We start from the raw sequence: 18,411 nt of genomic DNA, 5'->3' as shown, positions 1-18,411 counted from the left end.
AAACAGAGTAGGAGGGCATAAAGTCAGTTAAAATTGTAAAACTGCTGGGTGAACTGTAAAAATTCTAGCAATTTGCACAATCCAACTGTAAAAACTGCTATGCATATTTTCGACGAACTGGATCATAAGCTGATTGCCATTTTGCGGGAGGACGGACGTGCGCCACTCTCGAAACTCGCAACAATCCTTGGCGTTTCACGCGGCACCGTTCAGGCGCGTCTCGACCGCCTGCTCGAAACAGGTGCAGCTCTTGGCTTCACGATCCGAGTTCGGCAAGATTACGATGATGGGGTTGTACACGCGATCATGCTGATCGAAGTGCAAGGCCGATCAACGACAAAAGTCATCAAGCTGTTGCGGGGATTGCCGCAGATACGCACTCTGCATACGACCAATGGGTCATGGGATCTCGTGGCCGAAATCCATGCGGAAAGCCTGCACGAATTCGACCGCGTTCTGCGCGAAGTGCGAACAATCGAAGGCGTGTTGAACAGCGAAACCAGCATCCTGCTCAGTAGTGTATAAAAAAAAGCCGGTGGCTCTCACCACCGGCCTTCCTATTTCCATTAGAGCGCGTTTCGATCTGATTGGATCAGATCGGCGCTCTAACTTATTATATCTAAAGCATAATCTTATCGATCCTCGTTTCACTCCGGTCGGATTATGCTCTATGCTGCTTTTTTGAGCGCTTTTTCGCAGCGGAGCAGCATTCCGTAAAGATCGCGCGGCTCATCGGGATCAGCCAGCATGTCCAGTTCGACATAAAGCCCCGTTTCTTTCAGCTTGCTGCGAACATAACGCAGCGCAGAGAAATCTTCGATTGCGAAACCGACGCTGTCAAACAAAGTGATCGCGCGATCTGACGAGCGGCCAGCAATAGCTCCGGTGATAACTTCCCAGAGTTCCTTGACCGGATAATCGGCGTCAAGCTGCTGGATTTCGCCTTCAATACGGGTCTGCGGCGGGTATTCGACAAAAATGTCAGAGCGCAGCAGGATATCCTTGTTAAGCTCGGTCTTGCCGGGGCAATCGCCGCCAACGGCGTTGATATGCACGCCAGGGCCAACCATGTTGTCGCTTAGAATGGTCGCGTATTGCTTATCAGCTGTGACCGTCGTGATGATGTCGGCACCTTCAACGGCTTCCTGCGAGGTGGCGTGGATCGTAATCGAAAGACCGTTATCGCTCAGATTGCGTGCGCAACGCTCGCTGGCAGAGCGATCAATGTCGAACAGACGCAAATTTTCGATGCCCAGAATGGCTTTGAAAGCCAAAGCCTGAAACTCGCTCTGCGCGCCATTACCGATGATAGTCATGGTCTTTGAATCTGGTCGGGCAAGATGTTTTGCGGCAACTGCCGACATGGCTGCCGTGCGCAATGCCGTCAGGATCGTCATTTCGGTCAGCAACATCGGGTAGCCATTGCCGACATCAGCCAGAACGCCAAAAGCAGTAACGGTCTGGCGACCTTCCTTGGTATTTTTCGGATGGCCGTTCACATATTTGAAGCCATAAAGCGTACCGTCACTCGTTGGCATCAACTCGATGACGCCTTCGTCAGAATGCGAGGCGACGCGTGGCGTCTTGTCGAACTGCTCCCAGCGGCGGAAATCTTCCTCGATCACGTCAGCCAGTTCCTTGAGGAAGGTTTCGACACCCACCGTAAGCACAAGCTTCATCATGTGATCGACGCTGACGAAGGGAACGATGTTCAGCTTTTCATTGGTCATGATTGTAATCCTTTATCGGATGGACTCGCGCTGAACTTCAGGCACGCTTCGACAAAAACTCTTCGGCAATCATCGAAACAATCTGCGGCAGCACTTCAAAGGCGTAAGGCGCGTGTACGCGCTCCAGCTTCTGATGAAACTCACGACCCCAAGGGCCGATATTGACGACCGGAAAACGCAACGCGTCACCGGCTGGATGATCAACAAGGCGCGCAACCGGCGTATTGTTCGAAACGATGTCCTGACCAAGCGTAGCCTGCCCCAAGAAGCTCATATCCGAGATGCCCTGGAAATGCGGCTTCCACACAAGCGATTGATCCGGGAAGGCCGCAAATGTCTGCATCGTTGTGTCGATGGCCTGTTTGAAAGCCCGATCATTGGCCTGAGCATCGTCGAGATGGCTTGCTGGATAATGCAGCCCTGCAAAACCAACCACAACGGCGGGACCCGACAGATGTGCAACGCCGACAAGCCACTCGGTCAACTGACGACTGACCGATAGCGGATTGTCGATATCGGCAAGGCGCTTTTCCTGCGCGCTGTAAAGCGCTTCGAATTTCTCACCGGCAACATCGGCAGCCATCGCCCGCAGCTGCTCGAATGTGATGAGCTTAGGAGCAGCCGGAATTGCGCCTGCACGTTTGCCAATCAACTGGCCAAAAGCTTCGGATTGTGCGGCAAAGCGCTCAACGGCCTCTGTCGCACCAGCCAGAACTTCGTCCTTAAAACGACTGAACAGCTCTTCCGCCGTCATGGCATGATAAAGCCAGTTAAGCGCGATCCAGAAACGCTCTGGTGTCGTCACTTCATATCCGTCACGCAGGTCTTTTGCTTCAAGGCAGATTGGTGGCGGCGAGATATCATTCTCATCGCGGTCAGCAAGCGCTGCATTGCCTTCAAAGCGTGCAAGAATGCTGGCGGCCATCGCCTGTGCGCTCACGCCTTCATATGGATAGCTCGCATGTGAGCTCAATCCGATAACCAGCGCAAAAGGCAGCAGCTTTCCAATCGTCCCAGCATAGACCGCACGGCCTTCTTTTCCGTCGCCCTGATCAGATGTCACATCGAGATTGATCGCAGCCGAGATTTCAATGTCAAAATCCCGGGCAATAGTCGGCATCGCATTGCGCATTGAGCGCATGCCACGACTTTCACGTTCTTCGTCCGGCGTAAAAACCAGCAGCAGATTTCCACTGCGATCCGGGTCAGCCGCAAATTTTTCAGCACACGCAATACCCACGGCAAGGCCGCTTTTCATATCAAGCAGGCCACGTCCCGGGAGAAAATCGCCGCTCAGCAAATCTTCAAGCGCGCGTTCTTCCTGAGCGGAACGGGCGCGCTTCGACAAATCCTTGATAAGCGCGTCTTTGAGGTTGCAGCTGTCGCAAGCAAGCGACTTCAGCTCGTGATAATTATCAGTTGCAACCGTATCGAAATGACCTGCAAGTGCGAGCGTGCGTTTGCCGTTACCGCGGACCAGCGCCACCACATTATGCGTCAGCGGATCGCCATGGCTTGCAACAGTACGAATATTGTCCGGATTTTGCTGGAAATAGGGGATTTCCTTCAACAATCCAACGAGACGTTCGGAAAATTCGGCTTCACCGGGGGTGCCGGTTTCGCTGCTCCAACCGACCATGCGCAGGGCCAGCTCTTCGACTTGCTGCGCATTAATATGGTTGTGCGCCGTCGTTACGGCGTTTTGCGCGCCGTTTGAAACATTCGCAGTCATGGACTCTAGTCTCCGTCGATTAGAGCGTATTCCGAGACGATAGAAATACGCTGCAGAATATAAGTTTTAAGACGCTGATCGCTGTAGACCGGCTGTAACTATTTGTTTTTACGCATGTCTTTACCCCAAAAATTGATTCCAATTTTTGGGCCGATGCACTAGTGCGAAAGATGCTTACGCAGGAATGCCCGCGTCCGCTCTTCCGTGGGATCAGACAGAACTTGCTGCGGCAGACCTTGTTCGACCACCACACCGCCGTCCATGAACATCACATGGTCAGAAACTTCCGCCGCAAAGCGCATTTCGTGTGTCACGATCAACATGGTCATGTGCTCATTTGCGAGCTGCTTCATGACCTGATTGACTTCTTCAACCAGCTCCGGATCGAGCGCGGAGGTTGCTTCATCGAAAAGCATGACTTTCGGCTGCATCGCCAGAGCACGGGCAATCGCAACACGCTGTTTCTGACCACCCGAAAGACGTGCCGGATAGGCATTGCCCTTGTCGACAAGACCGACCTTGGCCAGCAGGTTGTTCGCACGTTCCAGTGCATCGCTGCGCGAAAGCCCTTTGAGGCGCATAGGGCCAATCATGATGTTCTGTAGCACGGTCAGATGCGGAAACAGGTTAAACTGCTGGAAAACCATCCCCATTTCCTGACGGATATGGTTGATGTGCTTTTCAAAAGCGCGACCTTTGAGCGGGCGATTGACCTGATTGCCATCAAGCCAGATTTCACCGCTTGACGTTTCTTCCAGCATATTGATCGAGCGCAGCAGTGTGCTTTTTCCCGATCCGCTGGGGCCAATGATGGAAACGATCTTGCCTCGTGCGACAGTCAGGTCGATGCCTTTCAGCACCTCATGTTCGCCATAGGATTTCCTGATCTGACGCAATTCGATCATGGGAGTCTGTGTGTTCATCGGATAGCTTCCGCTTTCTTGGCCGCTTTGCTCAAACCCCATTCCATCAAGAGATTGACGAGGTAATAGAGCACGGCTGCAACGAAGTAGAACTCAAAGGGGCGATAGGTTTCGCTGATGGCGCGTTGCGCATTCAGTACCAGTTCTGTGATGCCGAGCACGGAGAGAACGGCTGTGTCCTTGAGCAGAATGATGCTGTTATTGCCAACCTGCGGCAGAGCCGTGAGGATCGCCTGTGGGATGATGAAATAGCGAAGCGACGATCCGTGGCTAAAACCAAGCGACCGGGCGGCTTCCATCTGTCCTTCATCGACGGTCTCAAGCGATGCGCGGAAAATATCGGCATTATAGGCCGCATAATGCATGCCAAGCCCAAACACGCCGGTCCAGAACGCTGGCACCATGATGCCGATCTGCGAAAGGCCATAATAGAGCAGATAGAGTTGCAACAGCAGAGGCGTTCCCATGAAAAGGAAAACAATACCGCGCACAGGCAGGCTGATTATTTTAGGCGCATGAAGCGTGATGATTGCGATCAGAATACCGAGCACAATGCTGATCACACCCGCAAGAACAGTGATCATAACGGTCCAGAGCAGACCGATCAGCATCAATTCCAGATAAGATGGAACAACGGTGAAATCCAGGCTCATGCTTCCGCCCTCCTGTCAGCATTGAAAAAGATCTCAAAGCCGCGGATGATCAGTGAAATGATAGCGATGATGACGATGTAAGCTGCACCGGCAATCGCAAAAACCTCAAATGGCTTGTATGTCGAAGTGACAAAGCGCTGGGCGGTATAGGTCAGCTCCACCACGCCAATTGTTGAAACGAGCGCGGTACTCTTGGTCAAGATGACCGTATTGACACCAAGCGAACGGATCATGAGTGGAGCCGCCTGAGGCAGGATGAAAAGCCGCATGGTTCCGGCCCTGCCAAAGCCCAGAGAACGCGCCGCTTCGTTCTGGCCTTTATCGACCGCCAGAATTGCTCCGCGCATCCCTTCAGACATATAGGCGCCGATGTTGAAGCCCATCGTGATGACACCCGCTACAAACGGCGTAAACTCAAAACCAAATTGCGGGCCACCAAAGAACACAAGGAACAGCTGCACCAGAAGCGGTGTACCGCGCATGATGCTGATATAGCCGATGGCGATCCAGCGAATAGGCGCATAGCGCGAAAAGCGCGCCATGACGAGAAGGCTGGCAACAACGAGACCAATCAGCAGCGATACGATAGTCAGTTGGACTGTGACCCAGGCCGACTCAACAATGAAGGGAAAAATCCGCCCGATAAGTGCGATATCCATCCTTCAACCTTTCTGCTCCATCAGGAAAATATCTCCTATGGTGCACATGTCTCTCAGCCACAGGGCTGGCGAGAAGCTGTAAAGCTGAGTTTAGGGACTATTAATCGGAAGTGGGGCAGCTCACTTTGCTGCCCACACCCGAAACAGTTCGAATTAGCGGATATCCGCACCAATCCATTTTTCGGAAATGGCCTTATAGGTGCCATCAGCCATCATATCGTCGAGCGCCTTCTGCATTGCAGCCTGAAGCTCCGGATTGTTCTTACGAACCGCAATACCGATATCGTAACGCGGCAGCTGATCGTCCTTCACCTGTTCAATCGGCGCATTGCTCTTGCCTATGGCGACAAGCACAGGAACGTCATCGGCGACAACTGCATCGATACGACCCGAGCCAAGGTCGAGAAGCATTTCAGGCAGGCCCTTATAGGTGCGGACTTCATATTTGCCCTGCTCACGAACCCATTTTTCGGAGGTTTCGCCTAGCGTCACACCGATTGTCTTGCCTTCCAGTTCGTTGAGCGACTTGACCGTATCACCCTTGCGAATGAACAGGGCCAGGCCCGAACGATAGTAAGGTCCGACGAAGTTGATTGCCTTCTTGCGTTCTTCAGTGATGCCCATCGAACCAACGATCGTGTCGTAACGACCGGTCACGAGACCTGCAATGATGCCGTCCCAGGCCGTGGTAACGATTTCAGGTTCTGCCTTCAGGCGACGTGCGATTTCCGAGCCGATATCGACGTCAAAGCCGACAACCTTGTTGCTCTCATCGACAAAGCTGAATGGTGGGAACACACCCGAAAGGGCAATCGTCATCTTGCCTTTGTTCTGAATCTTTTCCAGATCGTCGGCTTTTGCTGTGTTCAAGGAAACACAGATGCCTAGCGCCACAAGGGCGGTAGAAAAAAGTTTGGCAAATTTCATGTTGAAGGTTCCCCTACGAGAGCCCCGTTCTGGAGCTACATTTTAACGCTATCTTCGCGACCTTGTATCCGGCCTGAACAGGGATTTGCGCAACGCTCCTATCACTTCGTTCGTATTAGAAGCTGCTATTGCATTCCCCTTGGCAAAATCATTATCTGCAATCAGATTGACAAAAAAGAATATAAAGTGATTATTTTTATAAAATAGTGACGATATCGTCAGTCATACTTACTTTAAAGGAAGTCACTGCCATGGATGAGCTGGACAAGAGACTGGTCACTGAGCTTCGCATCAACGGTCGCGCGTCTGTTCCACAGCTTGCGGAACTCTTAGGCGTTGCACGAGCCACAGCGCAAAAGCGTCTCGACCGGCTGATTGCCAATGGCGACATTAAAGGCTTCACGGTCCGCGTTCGCGATGACATTGGCAAGGATCAGATACGTGCCTTCATGCTAATCGAAATGTCAGGCTCATCACTAAAAGCAACAATCAGCGCAATCAAGCGTGTCCCGGGCCTGACCGGTGTCTTCAACACCAATGGCATCTGGGATGTGATCGCAGAGCTGGAGGTTTCGACCATTTCCGAACTCAATGAGGTGATTTCGACAATCCGCTCGCTTCAGGGCGTCAGCAAAAGCGAAACTTTCATCATGCTCGGCCCGGCATAACATAATCTGCCGCCTTCTTTGCCGACTATTTATAAGCCTTATCGGAACCAAAACAGACGCCAACTCGTTACCCGCTCAAATCGACTGAACGAAGAAGCGGCCAATGCATGTTCTATGATGCAGGGCCGCTGTTCTGTTGCGTGAGATACGATAACAAAACGCATAAAGGCGGTGGCGAATGGCGCAAAGCGATGCTGCAAGCAGCTCATCTCAGGCTACACCATTACAAATTCACGACATTAAGGTCATCGACAACACCAAACTCAAAAAAGCTATTACCGCAGCTGCCCTCGGCAATGCGATGGAATGGTTCGATTTCGGCGTCTACGGCTTCGTAGCCTATGCTTTGGGGCAAGTATTCTTTCCCAATGCAGCACCCGGCATTCAAACCATTGCAGCTCTTGCGACATTCTCTGTGCCATTTCTGGTGCGCCCTCTCGGCGGTCTATTCTTTGGCGTCATGGGCGACCGCTTCGGGCGACAAAAGGTTTTGTCGCTCACAATCATCATCATGGCTGCCAGCACTTTCTGTATCGGCCTTATCCCCTCCTATGCCACCATCGGCATCTGGGCACCAATCCTTCTGCTGCTTTGCAAGCTGGCGCAGGGTTTTTCTGTAGGCGGCGAATATACAGGCGCTGCGATCTTTGTTGCAGAATATGCGCCAGACCGCCGTCGTGGCTTTCTCGGTAGCTGGCTGGATTTCGGCTCCATTGCCGGATTTGTGCTTGGTGCCGGTCTTGTCGTTTTCCTCAGCACCATGGTCGGAGAACAAGACTTTCTCGATTGGGGCTGGCGCATTCCGTTCTATCTTGCCGCCCCGCTCGGCTTGATCGGGCTTTATCTTCGCCATGCCGCAGAGGAAACACCCGCGTTCACACAGCAGCTTGAAGCGCTGGAAAAAGAAGACCGCGATGCCATCGAAGATCGTCCGATGGTGTCCTTTAAAGAGATCATCAACAAATATTGGCGTGCACTGAGTGTCTGTATCGGCATGGTTCTGGTGACCAACGTCACCTATTACATGCTGCTCACCTATATGCCGACCTATCTCTCCCAGAGCCTCGGCTATTCTGAGGATCACGGGGTTCTCATCATCATCGTGGTGATGATCGGGATGCTGTTCGTGCAGCCCGTTGTCGGATTTCTCAGTGACCGTTTTGGCCGCAGGCCATTTCTGATCATCGGCAGCCTCGGCTTGCTATTGTTTGCCCTGCCAGCTTTCCATCTTGTGGCCAGCGGCCACATTGCGACGATTTTTGCCGGCTTGCTGATATTGGCGATATTGCTCAACTGCCTGACCGGCATCATGGCATCAACACTGCCTGCATTGTTTCCGGCACGCATTCGCTACAGCGCGCTTGCGGCGGCCTTCAATATTTCGATCATTGTTGCGGGCCTGACACCAACAGTTGCCGCGTGGCTCGTCGAGTCAACGGATAATATCTATTTGCCTGCCTACTATCTCATGTGTGCAGCCGTCGTGGGTCTCATCACAGCGTTCTTCCTGCCCGAAACGGCCAACAAACCGTTGCGTGGCGACACACCAAGCGCCTCCAACAAGACGGAAGCCAAACTGCTGCTCAAAGAAGCTTATTCCCACATCGAGGAACGCGTCGATAAGCTTGATGACGAAATCCTCTCGCTGGAACAGCAGATCGAAGAGCTGCAGCAACGCCGCCAGGCGCTCGTTGACCGGCATCCGAAACTAAACTGAGCCGCTCCAGCTTTCGGCCTGTTGCTCACCAATCCCCATCAGATCAATGGCTCGCGCTGCGATCTGATGGGCAATATCATCCACCGTCTGCGGGTGCAGATAAAAGGCAGGTACTGGCGGCATCACGATTGCGCCCATCTCGGTGACCGTACACATATTGCGCAAATGGACCATATGCAGCGGTGCTTCGCGGGTGATCAGCAGCAGCTTGCGCCGCTCTTTGAGCTGCACATCGGCAGCACGCGTTAGCAGACTGTCGCCGAAACCGTGAGCGATCGACGCAAGTGTACGCATAGAACAAGGCGCAACAATCATACCGGCTGTCGGCACCGATCCACTCGCAATCGCGGCTCCAACATCCTCAATCGAATAGGTCTTTTCTGCCAGCCGGTTCAGCATTGAATAGCCATTCGGACCAAGCTCATAGCGCAACGTCCGCTCAGCGGCTTGCGATATGACAAGATGCGTTTCAACGGACTGCATCCTGTTCAAGCACTCAAGTATTTTCAGGGAAATCAGCGACCCGGACGCGCCTGAAACTCCCACGACAATCCGCTTCACTGTCTGCTCTCCCGGTCGATTCCCAATTCGCCCCACATTGCGTCCACCCGCGCAATGGTCTCTGCATTCATGGAAAGAACATTGCCCCATTCGCGATCAGTTTCCGCGCCGATCTTATTGGTCGCATCAAGCCCGAGCTTGCCGCCAAGCCCCGAACGCGGCGAAGCGAAATCGAGATAATCAACCGGCGTATGATCGAGCGTCACCAGATCACGGCTCGCATCAAAGCGTGTGGAAAGTGCCCAGAGCACATCATCCCAATTGCGCACATCGATGTCAGGATCGACGGCGATGATAAGCTTGGTGTAGCTGAATTGCGGCAACATCGACCAAAGCCCCATCATGACCCTGCGGGCTTGCCCCGGATATCGCTTGTCGATTGCCACCACCATTGCACGATAAGAACATGCGGCCGGTGGCAGCCAGAGATCGGTGATCTCGGGGAACTGCTTGCGCACGACCGGCACAAACAGCTGGTTCATCACCTCGCCGAGCTTTGAAGGTTCATCAGGCGGTCGCCCGGTATAAGTTGAAAGATAGAGCGGGTTCTTGCGCATGGTGATTGCGCTAATACGGATAACAGGAAATTCTTCGACGCTGTTATAATAGCCGGTGTGATCACCATAAGGCCCTTCCCGCGCGGTTTCGCTCACGGATACGAAGCCTTCAAGCACAATTTCTGCGTTGGCCGGGACAGTGAGAGGGACGGTGTGCGCCTCTACGATTGCAGGCCTTCGCCCCGACAAAAGGCCCGAAAAAGCTAGTTCACTCATGCCTTCCGGCAAAGGCATGACGGCTGCCAGAATTGTTGCGGGGTCTGCTCCGATTGCAACTGCAACCGGCATATCCATCCCTGCCTTCTGCCACATACGATGATGTCGCGCACCCCCGCGATGCGCCAGCCAACGCATGATCAGCCTGTCTGGTCCAAGCTTTTGCATTCGGTAAATGCCGACATTGATGTCATAAGGATCATCTGGCGCACAGGTGATCACCAAAGGCCAAGTCACGAGCGGCGCCGGCTCTCCCGGCCAGCACCATTGTATCGGCAACGCGCCCAGATCAATCGCCCCTCCCTCACGCACGATTTCATGCACCGGCGCACGGCTGACACGACGTGGTCGCATTGCCAGGGCTGCTTTTGCCAGAGGCAGCTTGCTCCATATTTCACCTGCTGAACGCGGCGGCGTTGGTGCTCGTAGCTCGGCCAAAAAATTGGCCAAAGCAGGGAACTCTTCAGGTGTGCGGCCAAGCCCCCAGGCAATCCGCCGCTCAGCGCCAAAAAGATTGGCAAGAAGCGGAATGGACTGCACTTTGCCCTCGGCATCAACCGGCTTTTCAAATAGCAAGGCCGGGCCGTCGGCTGCCAGAACACGCTTATGAATTTCGGTGATCTCATGCACGAGCGAAACCGGGCGCTGTATACGGACAAGATCGCCGCGTCTTTCAAGCTCCGACACGAAACTCTGTAGATCGTCAAAAGAGGAAGGCAGTGAGGAGGCATTTTTCATGTCTCACTTTGAATACGCAATTCTTCTGCCGTCTTTGATCCAGATCAAACTCTTACAGGCTTGAATCGCCTAGTCCTTGTGCAGACCTCGCAAAGCTGGTGTGCATAGAAATGCCTGGAGCAAAATCATGATGAAAATTCCGCCCGCCGTGGTTGCCCCAGTTCGGTTTGTTCCGCCATTTTTGCTCAACCCGTTCATTTCTCATGTGTTCTATCAGGTTATCCGCGCACATCCGGGACTGTTTGAAAGGCTGGGCGAGCACGTCAACAAGCGGTTTGGGTTCAGGCCGTCCGATTTGCCTTTCGCTTTTCTGGTTGAACCCGGCGCCCCACGCATTTCAGTGCTGCGCAGCAGCACTGAATTTGTGACCGATGCCGCTATCGAAGGCCCCCTCGTCATGCTGCTTGCCCTTCTCGAAGGAAAGCTCGATGGCGATGCCTTGTTCTTTTCACGCGACATCACAGTGACTGGCGATATGGAAGCCATGCTTGCCCTGCGCAATGCGCTGGATGATTGCAATGTTGATCTGCCGGCAGACCTTGGAAAAGGCGCAGGGCCATTCGCGCCGGTCGTGGAAGCCATCGCAGGTTTTGTGCGCGACAAAGCGCTCGCCGCCGACACAAAGGAGGACGCCCGTTCATGGAACTGATCTGTCCTGCCGGAACACCCTCCGCATTTCGCGAAGCCGTGCAAGCCGGAGCTGATGCGGTCTATTGCGGCTTCCGCGATGAAACCAACGCACGCAATTTTCCCGGTCTCAATTTCAGTCGCGAGGAGTTGCGGGAAGCGATCAATTTCGCCCATGCGCGGCGCACGCAGGTCTTCGTCGCCATCAACACCTTCATGCGCGCGGGCGATGAGCAACTCTGGTACAAGGCCGTTGATGACGCCTCGGCGCTTGGTGCCGATGCAGTGATCCTCGCCGATTTCGGCTTGATGGCCTACACTGCAGAGCGCCATCCGCAACAGCGGCTGCATGTTTCGGTGCAGGCGTCTGCCTCCAATGCCGATGCGATCAGCTTTCTGATCGATGCCTTCAAAGCCAAGCGCGTGGTGTTGCCGCGCGTGCTGACGATCCCCGATATCGCAAAGCTCGGACGCAAGATTGCTTGCGAAATGGAAGTCTTCGTCTTTGGCGGCTTGTGCGTCATGGCCGAAGGACGCTGCTCGCTCTCGTCCTACGCCACCGGCCGCTCACCGAATATGAACGGTGTCTGCTCGCCTGCAAGCCATGTGCGTTATCGGAACGAAGGTTCCGAGCTCGTTTCGGAACTCGGAGATTACACCATCAACCGTTTTCCGGCTGGCGAAGCCGCAGGCTATCCGACCCTTTGCAAAGGGCGTTTCAATATCGGCGATGAAGAAGGCTATGCCTTTGAAGATCCGGTTTCTCTTGATGTGATGAACCACATGGACGAACTCCGTGCAGCCGGTGTTTCGGCCTTGAAAATCGAAGGGCGACAGCGCGGCAAAGCCTATGTCGCGGAAGTGGTTTCGACACTTCGTCAAACGCTTGCCGCCGGACCCGAAAAGCGGGCCGCTCTGCTTTCACGACTGCGCACATTGAGTGAAGGTCAGCAGACCACATCGGGCGCCTATGAAAAACGCTGGAGATAGCCATGTCGGATTCACGCTTTAATCCCAGCCTTAGCCTCGGGCCTGTTCTCTTTCTCTGGGATGGCCCGAAATGGCGCGATTTCTATTTCCGCATTGCCGATGAAGCTCCGGTCGATCACGTCACACTCGGTGAAATAGTCTGCTCGAAGCGGTTCCATTTCATTGATCCCTACATGGCTGATGTAATCGAGCGGCTGGAACAGGCAGGCAAGACCATCAGCCTTGGTTCGCTTGCCCTCGTGATGCTTGAACGCGAAGCAAAGCATGTGCGGCAGACCGCCGAACAATCGCTTTTTCCGGTCGAAGCCAATGATCTCTCCGCACTGGGCCTGCTGGCTGGCAAGCCGCATATGGTTGGCCCACTGGTCAATGTTTACAACGCCGCCACCGCCAAGGTTTTGGCTCAGCGCGGCGCACAATCCATCTGCCTGCCGCCGGAACTTCCGTTGGCTTCAATTCGTGAAATCATCAGGGGAGCGCCAGATGTTGCCTTCGAAATCTTCACTTTTGGTAGGGTACCACTCGCCATTTCAGCCCGTTGCGCCCATGCACGCTCTAAAGGACACATCAAAGACAATTGTCAGTTTGTTTGTGCCGAGGAGCCGGACGGTCTGCCAGTCAAAACACTCGATAGCCAGTCGTTCCTTGCCCTGAATGGGGTGCAGACACTGTCGCACACGTGTCAGGCACTGATTGAAGACATGCCCGACCTGAAAGCCGCAGGCGTTGCCCGGTTCAGGCTGTCGCCGCAGGATTGCGACATGGTTGCTATCGCAAAAGTGCATGGCGAAGTGCTGCAGGAACGTATTGATACCGAAGAAGGCCTTGCCCGATTGCAGGCAATCTATCCAGCCGTCCCGCTTTCCAACGGCTTTTTGCACGGCGGCGTTGGCGCAGCCTGGGTGAGCCGACATAAAACCGCATCTGTCATGCATAGCTAAGGAAAGTTAGCTGGCAGCTGATAGCACTTTGAGCGAGACAACGCTTTCAAGCCATGCGGCAAGAGCCGCCTCGTCGGGCGACAGCAACATACCGCAATCGCTCGCAAAGTCGCGCCAGTCGCCCACATAAGCATCACGCACAACGGTCAGCACAGGAATCTGCTTTGAATAAGCTGATTCAATGATCGCGCGAAAGCCATGACCTTCGGCCTCACTTTTGCCGAAGCGATTGAGGATAAGTAAATCGACGCCTGCATCGATCTCGGCAAGCAAGGGACCAGCGACATCTGCAAGTGCTGCCGGATCAAGGCGGCAGCCGCGCGATCCTGAACCGAGCGGCTGAGAGATGAGATGCCTGACGCCGGTGCCGATCCGTTCAATGACAATTTCACGGCAGCAATCGTCTGCATCAGAACTGCGGTGCTGTAAGAAGCCCGCGACCTTCAATCCACACGCCTCACCCTGCGCAACAACTTCTGCCAAAAGCAAATCAACGGATACGTCTTTGTCGGCAAGAACTGCTGCGAGGATCGGCTGTATAGTCATTTTCTTATTTCTCATCGTCACAATGATCGATGCCGGAAGCTTCCGGCATAGTGATTTTGCTGAAAACTATCCCGCAAGCATTCGATAGATCGCGGGCAAAGCAACTGGCAATTTCGCAAGTTTTGCAACCATTGCAAAGCCACCATGTCCGAAAAGTGCAGGCAGATAAGCATTGGCCTCGCGGTCAACCGTCACTGCAAAGACGTTAACGCCCTTGGCGCGCGCTTCACTCACAGCCCGGCGTGTATCTTCCAGTGCAAAGCGCCCCTCATAATGATCGACATCATTCGGTTTGCCATCGGTTAAAAGCAGCAGAAGCTTTTTTCGGCTGTGCTGTTCGCTGAGTTTTGCCGTTGCATGGCGCATGGCAGCACCCATGCGGGTATAAAAGCCCGGCTTCAGCGCTGCAATGCGATGCTCAACCGTTGGGCTGAAAACCTCATCGAAATCCTTCACTGTTTCAACCCGCACCCAGGAGCGTCGCCGCGATGTGAAAGTCACGATCGAACAGCGATCGCCACAGGCAGCAATGCCATTGGCGAGAACCAGCAACGCCTCTTTCTCCACATCAAGCACCCGACGGTTATCCACCCATGCATCGGTTGAAAGCGAAACATCGACCAGAATCGTTACCGCCAGATCATTGGCCTGCGGACGGCTCATCAGATGCACCCGCTCACTACCTTGCCCGCCAGCCGCAAAATCGCAACGTGACCGTACCACAGCGTCGAGATCAAGATCATTACCATCAAGCTGTGCGCGCATCATTTCGCGACCGGGCCGCAGGATTTCAAACTGGCGTCGCACTCGCCGTACAAGACTTCGCGCTTCATCATCAAGTTGCAGCGCCTCTTCACGCTCCTGCACCGGCGCTGCCAGAACGCTACAATGATCTTGCAAATAGGTCGCTTTGCGATAATCCCATTCCGGATAGGCGAGCTTGGCAGTCAGCAGGCTGCGATCAACCGCTTCCGGCGGCAGATCAAGATCGAAGCGGAAGCGAGCAGCAGGCCTGCCCTTACGCTCGCCCAATGTCAGATCATCGAGTTCATCAGCGGATTTTGCATTCTGTTCGTCACTGTCATCCGACGGTCGGTCAACGCTGACCATCTCGGCCATGGCGAGGATTTTCTCGAAACGGTTGAGAATGAACGGGCTCCTGTCGGTAAGCCGCGGGTCCTGCTTCTCGCGCTGCGCTATCTGGCGGCAGGTTTCGGCAGCTTCAGCCTGAGAGTTGCGCACGGGCTCGTCTTCCGCCGCGCGGATTGCTGTTTCATCGCGCCGGATAAGCCCCGGCCAGAGCGGAACGGGAAGGATCGGCAGATAGCCCGCCGGAGCACGATGCGGGAAAATGGCTGGAAGACTGAAATCCGGCAGACCAGCGCCGTCCTTCAATAGCGAAAGAACACGTTCTTCAACAAGCTGCTCGAGTCGGTTGAGCCGCCGATTTGGTCGCGCCTCCAGCACGGCGTCGCAAAGCCGGGCATAGCGATCTTCCAGCCCGGGAAACAATTCACAGGCTTTGGCTACGATTTCTGCCGCCATATCGAGAGCCGCAAGATCGCGGCGTAACGGATCATCAGGCATGGCTTCCAGTTCAGTTGGCATGATCGCCATAAAGCCTGCAAGCCAGACATAGAGATCGTAATTCAGCACGCGATCCGGAAAGAGCGCAATCTCCGGCGGCAACATCAGCGTTGCTTCATCGCGCAGGGGCTGGGCGATTTTTTCCTCACCCAGAGCCATACGCTGCCGCAAGCCCAGCCGATGGCCGGAGGTTCGGGCACGAGCGGGTGCAATCTGCACAGTGACGTCACCACCAAAACCACGGAAGCAGATTGCAAGCCTCTGGCGAATATCGGCAAGCTTCACGGCCTGATCGGGATATTGCGGCCATGATCCGGTCTTGCCGATAAGCCGGTGCCAGGCGCGGCCAACTGTTTCTTCGAGCTCTAGAAAATCCAGCATGGTGTACCCGCCTATTTCAACATCGCATCGGCGACTTCAAGCAGCGCTGCCTTCACATCCGGCTCATCGGTCAACGGCTCAATCATCGCCGCACGCGCGGCCTCGCGCTGCGACATGCCAGCATCAATCAACGATGCGCAGTAAACCAGCAAACGCGTTGAAACGCCTTCTTCCAGATCGTGCCCTTTTAGCCCACGCAAACGATGAGCAAGCGCCACAAGCGGCGCGACCTTATGCGCGTCAAGGCCGCTTTCGGCACTCACAACTGCAATTTCCTGTTCTTTGGGCAGGAAATCGAATTCGATAGCCACAAAACGCTGACGTGTGCTCGGTTTCAATGACTTGAGCAGGTTCTGATAGCCGGGATTATATGACACAACGATCATGAAGCGATCCGGCGCTTCAAGCAATTCGCCGGTGCGTTCCAGCGGCAGAATGCGGCGGTCGTCAGTCAGCGGATGCAGCACCACGGCCACGTCCTTGCGTGCCTCAACAATCTCGTCGAGATAGCAGATGCCGCCCTCGCGCACCGCTCGGGTTAAAGGTCCGTCCACCCAATGAGTGTCTCCGCCTTTAAGCAGATAGCGTCCGGTCAGATCGGCAGCCGCAAGATCGTCATGACAGGAAACAGTCGAGAGAGACAGGCCGAGCCTTGCTGCCATGTGACTGACGAAACGTGTCTTTCCGCACCCCGTCGGACCTTTGAGAAGCAATGGCAGCTTGCGCTTCCATGCCAGTTCAAACAAGGCGCATTCGTTGCCGGATGGGCTGTAAGCAGGGATGGATGCATTGATTGTTTCAATATTCTTGAGAACGCTGTTCATGGCAGTTTTCCTATTTTTTTACGAAAAAAGCCCCACCTTCCGGCAGGGCTTTTGCGTCGATTATTCAGCAGGCTGCACGAAACCAGAGGTGTTTTCGCGGCGCTCCTTGCCCGGAACCAGAACGGCCCAGATGAACATGAAGGCCGAAATTACAACCACGATGCCAGAGCCAAGACGCATCCAGTAAAACAGCGCCAGCTGGTCCTGCACGACCATGAAGCTTTCACCCAGAACACGCTGCAGATGGGTCTGCACCACGCCTGCAAAAGTGAGCGCAAAGGTCATGACGGACATTGCCGTGCACATCGCCCAGAAGCTCACCATGGAGAGCATCTGATTATAAGGCGCACGTCCGCGCAGTTCAGGAATCGCGTAGGCCATAACCGCAAGGTTGAGCATGACATAGGCGCCAAAGAAGGCGAGATGGCCATGGGCCGCTGTCAGCTGCGTGCCGTGGGTGTAATAGTTGACCGAGGACAGCGTGTGCAGAAAGCCCCATACACCTGCGCCAAAGAAAGCCATCACCGAGCAACCGATTGACCAGAGAAGGGCAGCGCGGTTTGGATGTTTGCGACCGGCCTTCCATGTCATCACAAATGTAAAGATGACCATGGTAAAAAATGGAGCTACTTCCAGCGTCGAGAACAGCGAACCGATCCACTGCCAGTACCCCGGTGCGCCGATCCAGTAATAGTGGTGACCTGTTCCCAAAATACCCGAGAACAGGGCCAACCCGACAATGACGTAGAGCCACTTTTCAACGACTTCGCGGTCAATACCATTGAGCTTGATCATCAGGAAAGCGAGGATCGACGCCATGATCAGTTCCCACACACCTTCAACCCACAGATGGATCACATACCACCAGTAGAGCTTATCGATGGCGAGGTTGACCGGGTTATAGAAGGCAAAGAGGAAGAACAGCGCCAGCCCCCAGAGACCAAACAGCAAAATGTTGGTAACTGTCGTCTTGCGGCCCTTCAATGCTGTCAGCGTGATGTTGAATAGGAATATCAGGCAGACGACGAGTATACCGACCTTGATGATGAATGGCTGCTCGAGAAACTCGCGGCCTTCATGGATCTTGAAGAGATAGCCCACCACGGCAATGCCAGCCGCAACAAAGAATAGCCAGAACTGGATGACGGCAAGCTTGGTACTGTAGAGTTCGGTCTCTGTCTCTTCAGGCAGCAGATAATAGGTCGACCCCATGAAACCCATCAGCAGCCAGACGACCAGCGCATTGGTGTGGATCATGCGAACGATGTTGAAGGGCAGCAGCTCGGAGAGCGTGTTGGGCAAGACATAGATCGTCCCGGCAAGAACACCGAACGCAACCTGGGCTACGAACAGGACGAGCGCTCCATAGAAATAGAGCATCGCGACCTTTTGGCTTTCATATTTCATATCATAAAACTCCGTTCATCCCGCGCC

18 protein-coding genes are annotated in these 18,411 nt (G+C 54.3%); 6 read left to right on the top strand and 12 right to left on the bottom strand.

Annotated elements, in window-relative coordinates; all coding sequences use genetic code 11:
* Window positions 1-99 precede the first annotated feature (99 nt).
* Window positions 100-525 carry an Lrp/AsnC family transcriptional regulator gene (locus OIV19_RS10260; RefSeq protein ID WP_095445092.1) on the top strand — a complete coding sequence of 142 codons (426 nt, stop codon included), beginning with the start codon at window positions 100-102 and terminating at the stop codon, window positions 523-525.
* A gap of 143 nt (window positions 526-668) precedes the next feature.
* On the opposite strand, the gene ocd is transcribed toward OIV19_RS10260, so the two are convergent.
* The 6 genes from ocd to OIV19_RS10230 all read right to left on the bottom strand — a co-directional run bounded on the left by ocd (window position 669) and on the right by OIV19_RS10230 (window position 6,624).
* Window positions 669-1,730 carry an ornithine cyclodeaminase gene (ocd, locus tag OIV19_RS10255; protein ID WP_151091161.1) on the bottom strand — a complete coding sequence of 354 codons (1,062 nt, stop codon included), beginning with the start codon at window positions 1,728-1,730 and terminating at the stop codon, window positions 669-671.
* A 37-nt stretch (window positions 1,731-1,767) separates the two neighbouring features.
* Window positions 1,768-3,369: a M20/M25/M40 family metallo-hydrolase gene (locus tag OIV19_RS10250; RefSeq protein WP_498831042.1), complete on the bottom strand. Its 1,602-nt coding sequence runs from the start codon at window positions 3,367-3,369 to the stop codon at window positions 1,768-1,770.
* Window positions 3,370-3,620: 251 nt separating this feature from the next.
* The gene (locus OIV19_RS10245) at window positions 3,621-4,385 is read right to left on the bottom strand and encodes an amino acid ABC transporter ATP-binding protein (RefSeq protein WP_318579601.1); all 765 of its coding nucleotides are present in this window, start codon (window positions 4,383-4,385) and stop codon (window positions 3,621-3,623) included.
* Entirely contained in the window at window positions 4,382-5,038 is a 657-nt protein-coding gene (locus OIV19_RS10240) for an amino acid ABC transporter permease (RefSeq protein WP_151091164.1), read from the bottom strand. Before OIV19_RS10240 ends, OIV19_RS10245 begins: the two co-directional genes overlap by 4 nt.
* Window positions 5,035-5,697: an amino acid ABC transporter permease gene (locus OIV19_RS10235; protein ID WP_095445097.1), complete on the bottom strand. Its 663-nt coding sequence runs from the start codon at window positions 5,695-5,697 to the stop codon at window positions 5,035-5,037. The genes OIV19_RS10240 and OIV19_RS10235 overlap by 4 nt, the downstream gene beginning before the upstream one ends.
* Window positions 5,698-5,850: 153 nt before the next feature.
* Entirely contained in the window at window positions 5,851-6,624 is a 774-nt protein-coding gene (locus OIV19_RS10230; protein WP_151091165.1) for an ABC transporter substrate-binding protein, read from the bottom strand.
* Between the two features lie 251 nt (window positions 6,625-6,875).
* Here OIV19_RS10230 and OIV19_RS10225 point away from each other — a divergent pair, with 251 nt between their 5' ends.
* Both OIV19_RS10225 and proP read left to right on the top strand, forming a co-directional pair.
* Entirely contained in the window at window positions 6,876-7,292 is a 417-nt protein-coding gene (locus OIV19_RS10225) for an Lrp/AsnC family transcriptional regulator (protein ID WP_100557622.1), read from the top strand.
* A gap of 178 nt (window positions 7,293-7,470) precedes the next feature.
* Window positions 7,471-9,009: a glycine betaine/L-proline transporter ProP gene (gene proP / locus OIV19_RS10220; protein WP_151091166.1), complete on the top strand. Its 1,539-nt coding sequence runs from the start codon at window positions 7,471-7,473 to the stop codon at window positions 9,007-9,009.
* Here the strand turns inward: proP and OIV19_RS10215 are convergent.
* The gene (locus tag OIV19_RS10215; RefSeq protein WP_264231574.1) at window positions 9,001-9,570 is read right to left on the bottom strand and encodes a UbiX family flavin prenyltransferase; all 570 of its coding nucleotides are present in this window, start codon (window positions 9,568-9,570) and stop codon (window positions 9,001-9,003) included. The two genes, proP and OIV19_RS10215, sit on opposite strands and share 9 nt — an antisense overlap.
* Window positions 9,567-11,081: a UbiD family decarboxylase gene (locus OIV19_RS10210; protein ID WP_264231573.1), complete on the bottom strand. Its 1,515-nt coding sequence runs from the start codon at window positions 11,079-11,081 to the stop codon at window positions 9,567-9,569. The genes OIV19_RS10215 and OIV19_RS10210 overlap by 4 nt, the downstream gene beginning before the upstream one ends.
* Before the next feature lie 127 nt (window positions 11,082-11,208).
* Between OIV19_RS10210 and ubiT the strand changes: the two genes are divergently transcribed.
* The 3 genes from ubiT to ubiV are packed head-to-tail and all read left to right on the top strand — an operon-like array spanning window position 11,209 to window position 13,639.
* A complete protein-coding gene (ubiT, locus tag OIV19_RS10205) occupies window positions 11,209-11,730 on the top strand; it encodes a ubiquinone anaerobic biosynthesis accessory factor UbiT (RefSeq protein ID WP_151091169.1) in 522 nt (173 codons plus the stop codon).
* On the top strand, window positions 11,721-12,698 hold the full coding sequence (ubiU, locus tag OIV19_RS10200) for a ubiquinone anaerobic biosynthesis protein UbiU (protein WP_264231572.1): 978 nt from the start codon (window positions 11,721-11,723) through the stop codon (window positions 12,696-12,698). Before ubiT ends, ubiU begins: the two co-directional genes overlap by 10 nt.
* Window positions 12,699-12,700: 2 nt before the next feature.
* Window positions 12,701-13,639, top strand: a complete 939-nt coding sequence (gene ubiV, locus OIV19_RS10195) for a ubiquinone anaerobic biosynthesis protein UbiV (RefSeq protein ID WP_264231571.1) — start codon at window positions 12,701-12,703, stop codon at window positions 13,637-13,639.
* 6 nt (window positions 13,640-13,645) lie between these two features.
* On the opposite strand, the gene OIV19_RS10190 is transcribed toward ubiV, so the two are convergent.
* The 4 genes from OIV19_RS10190 to OIV19_RS10175 all read right to left on the bottom strand — a co-directional run bounded on the left by OIV19_RS10190 (window position 13,646) and on the right by OIV19_RS10175 (window position 18,384).
* The gene (locus OIV19_RS10190) at window positions 13,646-14,185 is read right to left on the bottom strand and encodes a DUF2478 domain-containing protein (RefSeq protein ID WP_264231570.1); all 540 of its coding nucleotides are present in this window, start codon (window positions 14,183-14,185) and stop codon (window positions 13,646-13,648) included.
* 66 nt (window positions 14,186-14,251) lie between these two features.
* On the bottom strand, window positions 14,252-16,153 hold the full coding sequence (locus tag OIV19_RS10185; RefSeq protein ID WP_264231569.1) for a nitric oxide reductase activation protein NorD: 1,902 nt from the start codon (window positions 16,151-16,153) through the stop codon (window positions 14,252-14,254).
* 11 nt (window positions 16,154-16,164) lie between these two features.
* Window positions 16,165-16,977, bottom strand: a complete 813-nt coding sequence (locus tag OIV19_RS10180; RefSeq protein WP_264231568.1) for a CbbQ/NirQ/NorQ/GpvN family protein — start codon at window positions 16,975-16,977, stop codon at window positions 16,165-16,167.
* A gap of 60 nt (window positions 16,978-17,037) precedes the next feature.
* Window positions 17,038-18,384, bottom strand: a complete 1,347-nt coding sequence (locus OIV19_RS10175) for a nitric-oxide reductase large subunit (RefSeq protein ID WP_151091175.1) — start codon at window positions 18,382-18,384, stop codon at window positions 17,038-17,040.
* Window positions 18,385-18,411: the final 27 nt, after the last annotated feature.

The sequence above is a fragment of the Brucella sp. HL-2 genome (assembly GCF_025846885.2).
In the GTDB taxonomy this organism is placed as follows: Bacteria; Pseudomonadota; Alphaproteobacteria; order Rhizobiales; family Rhizobiaceae; genus Brucella; species Brucella quorumnocens.
The sequence above is the reverse complement of the archived record's forward strand: the minus strand, read 5'-3'. Positions and strand labels throughout refer to the sequence as shown.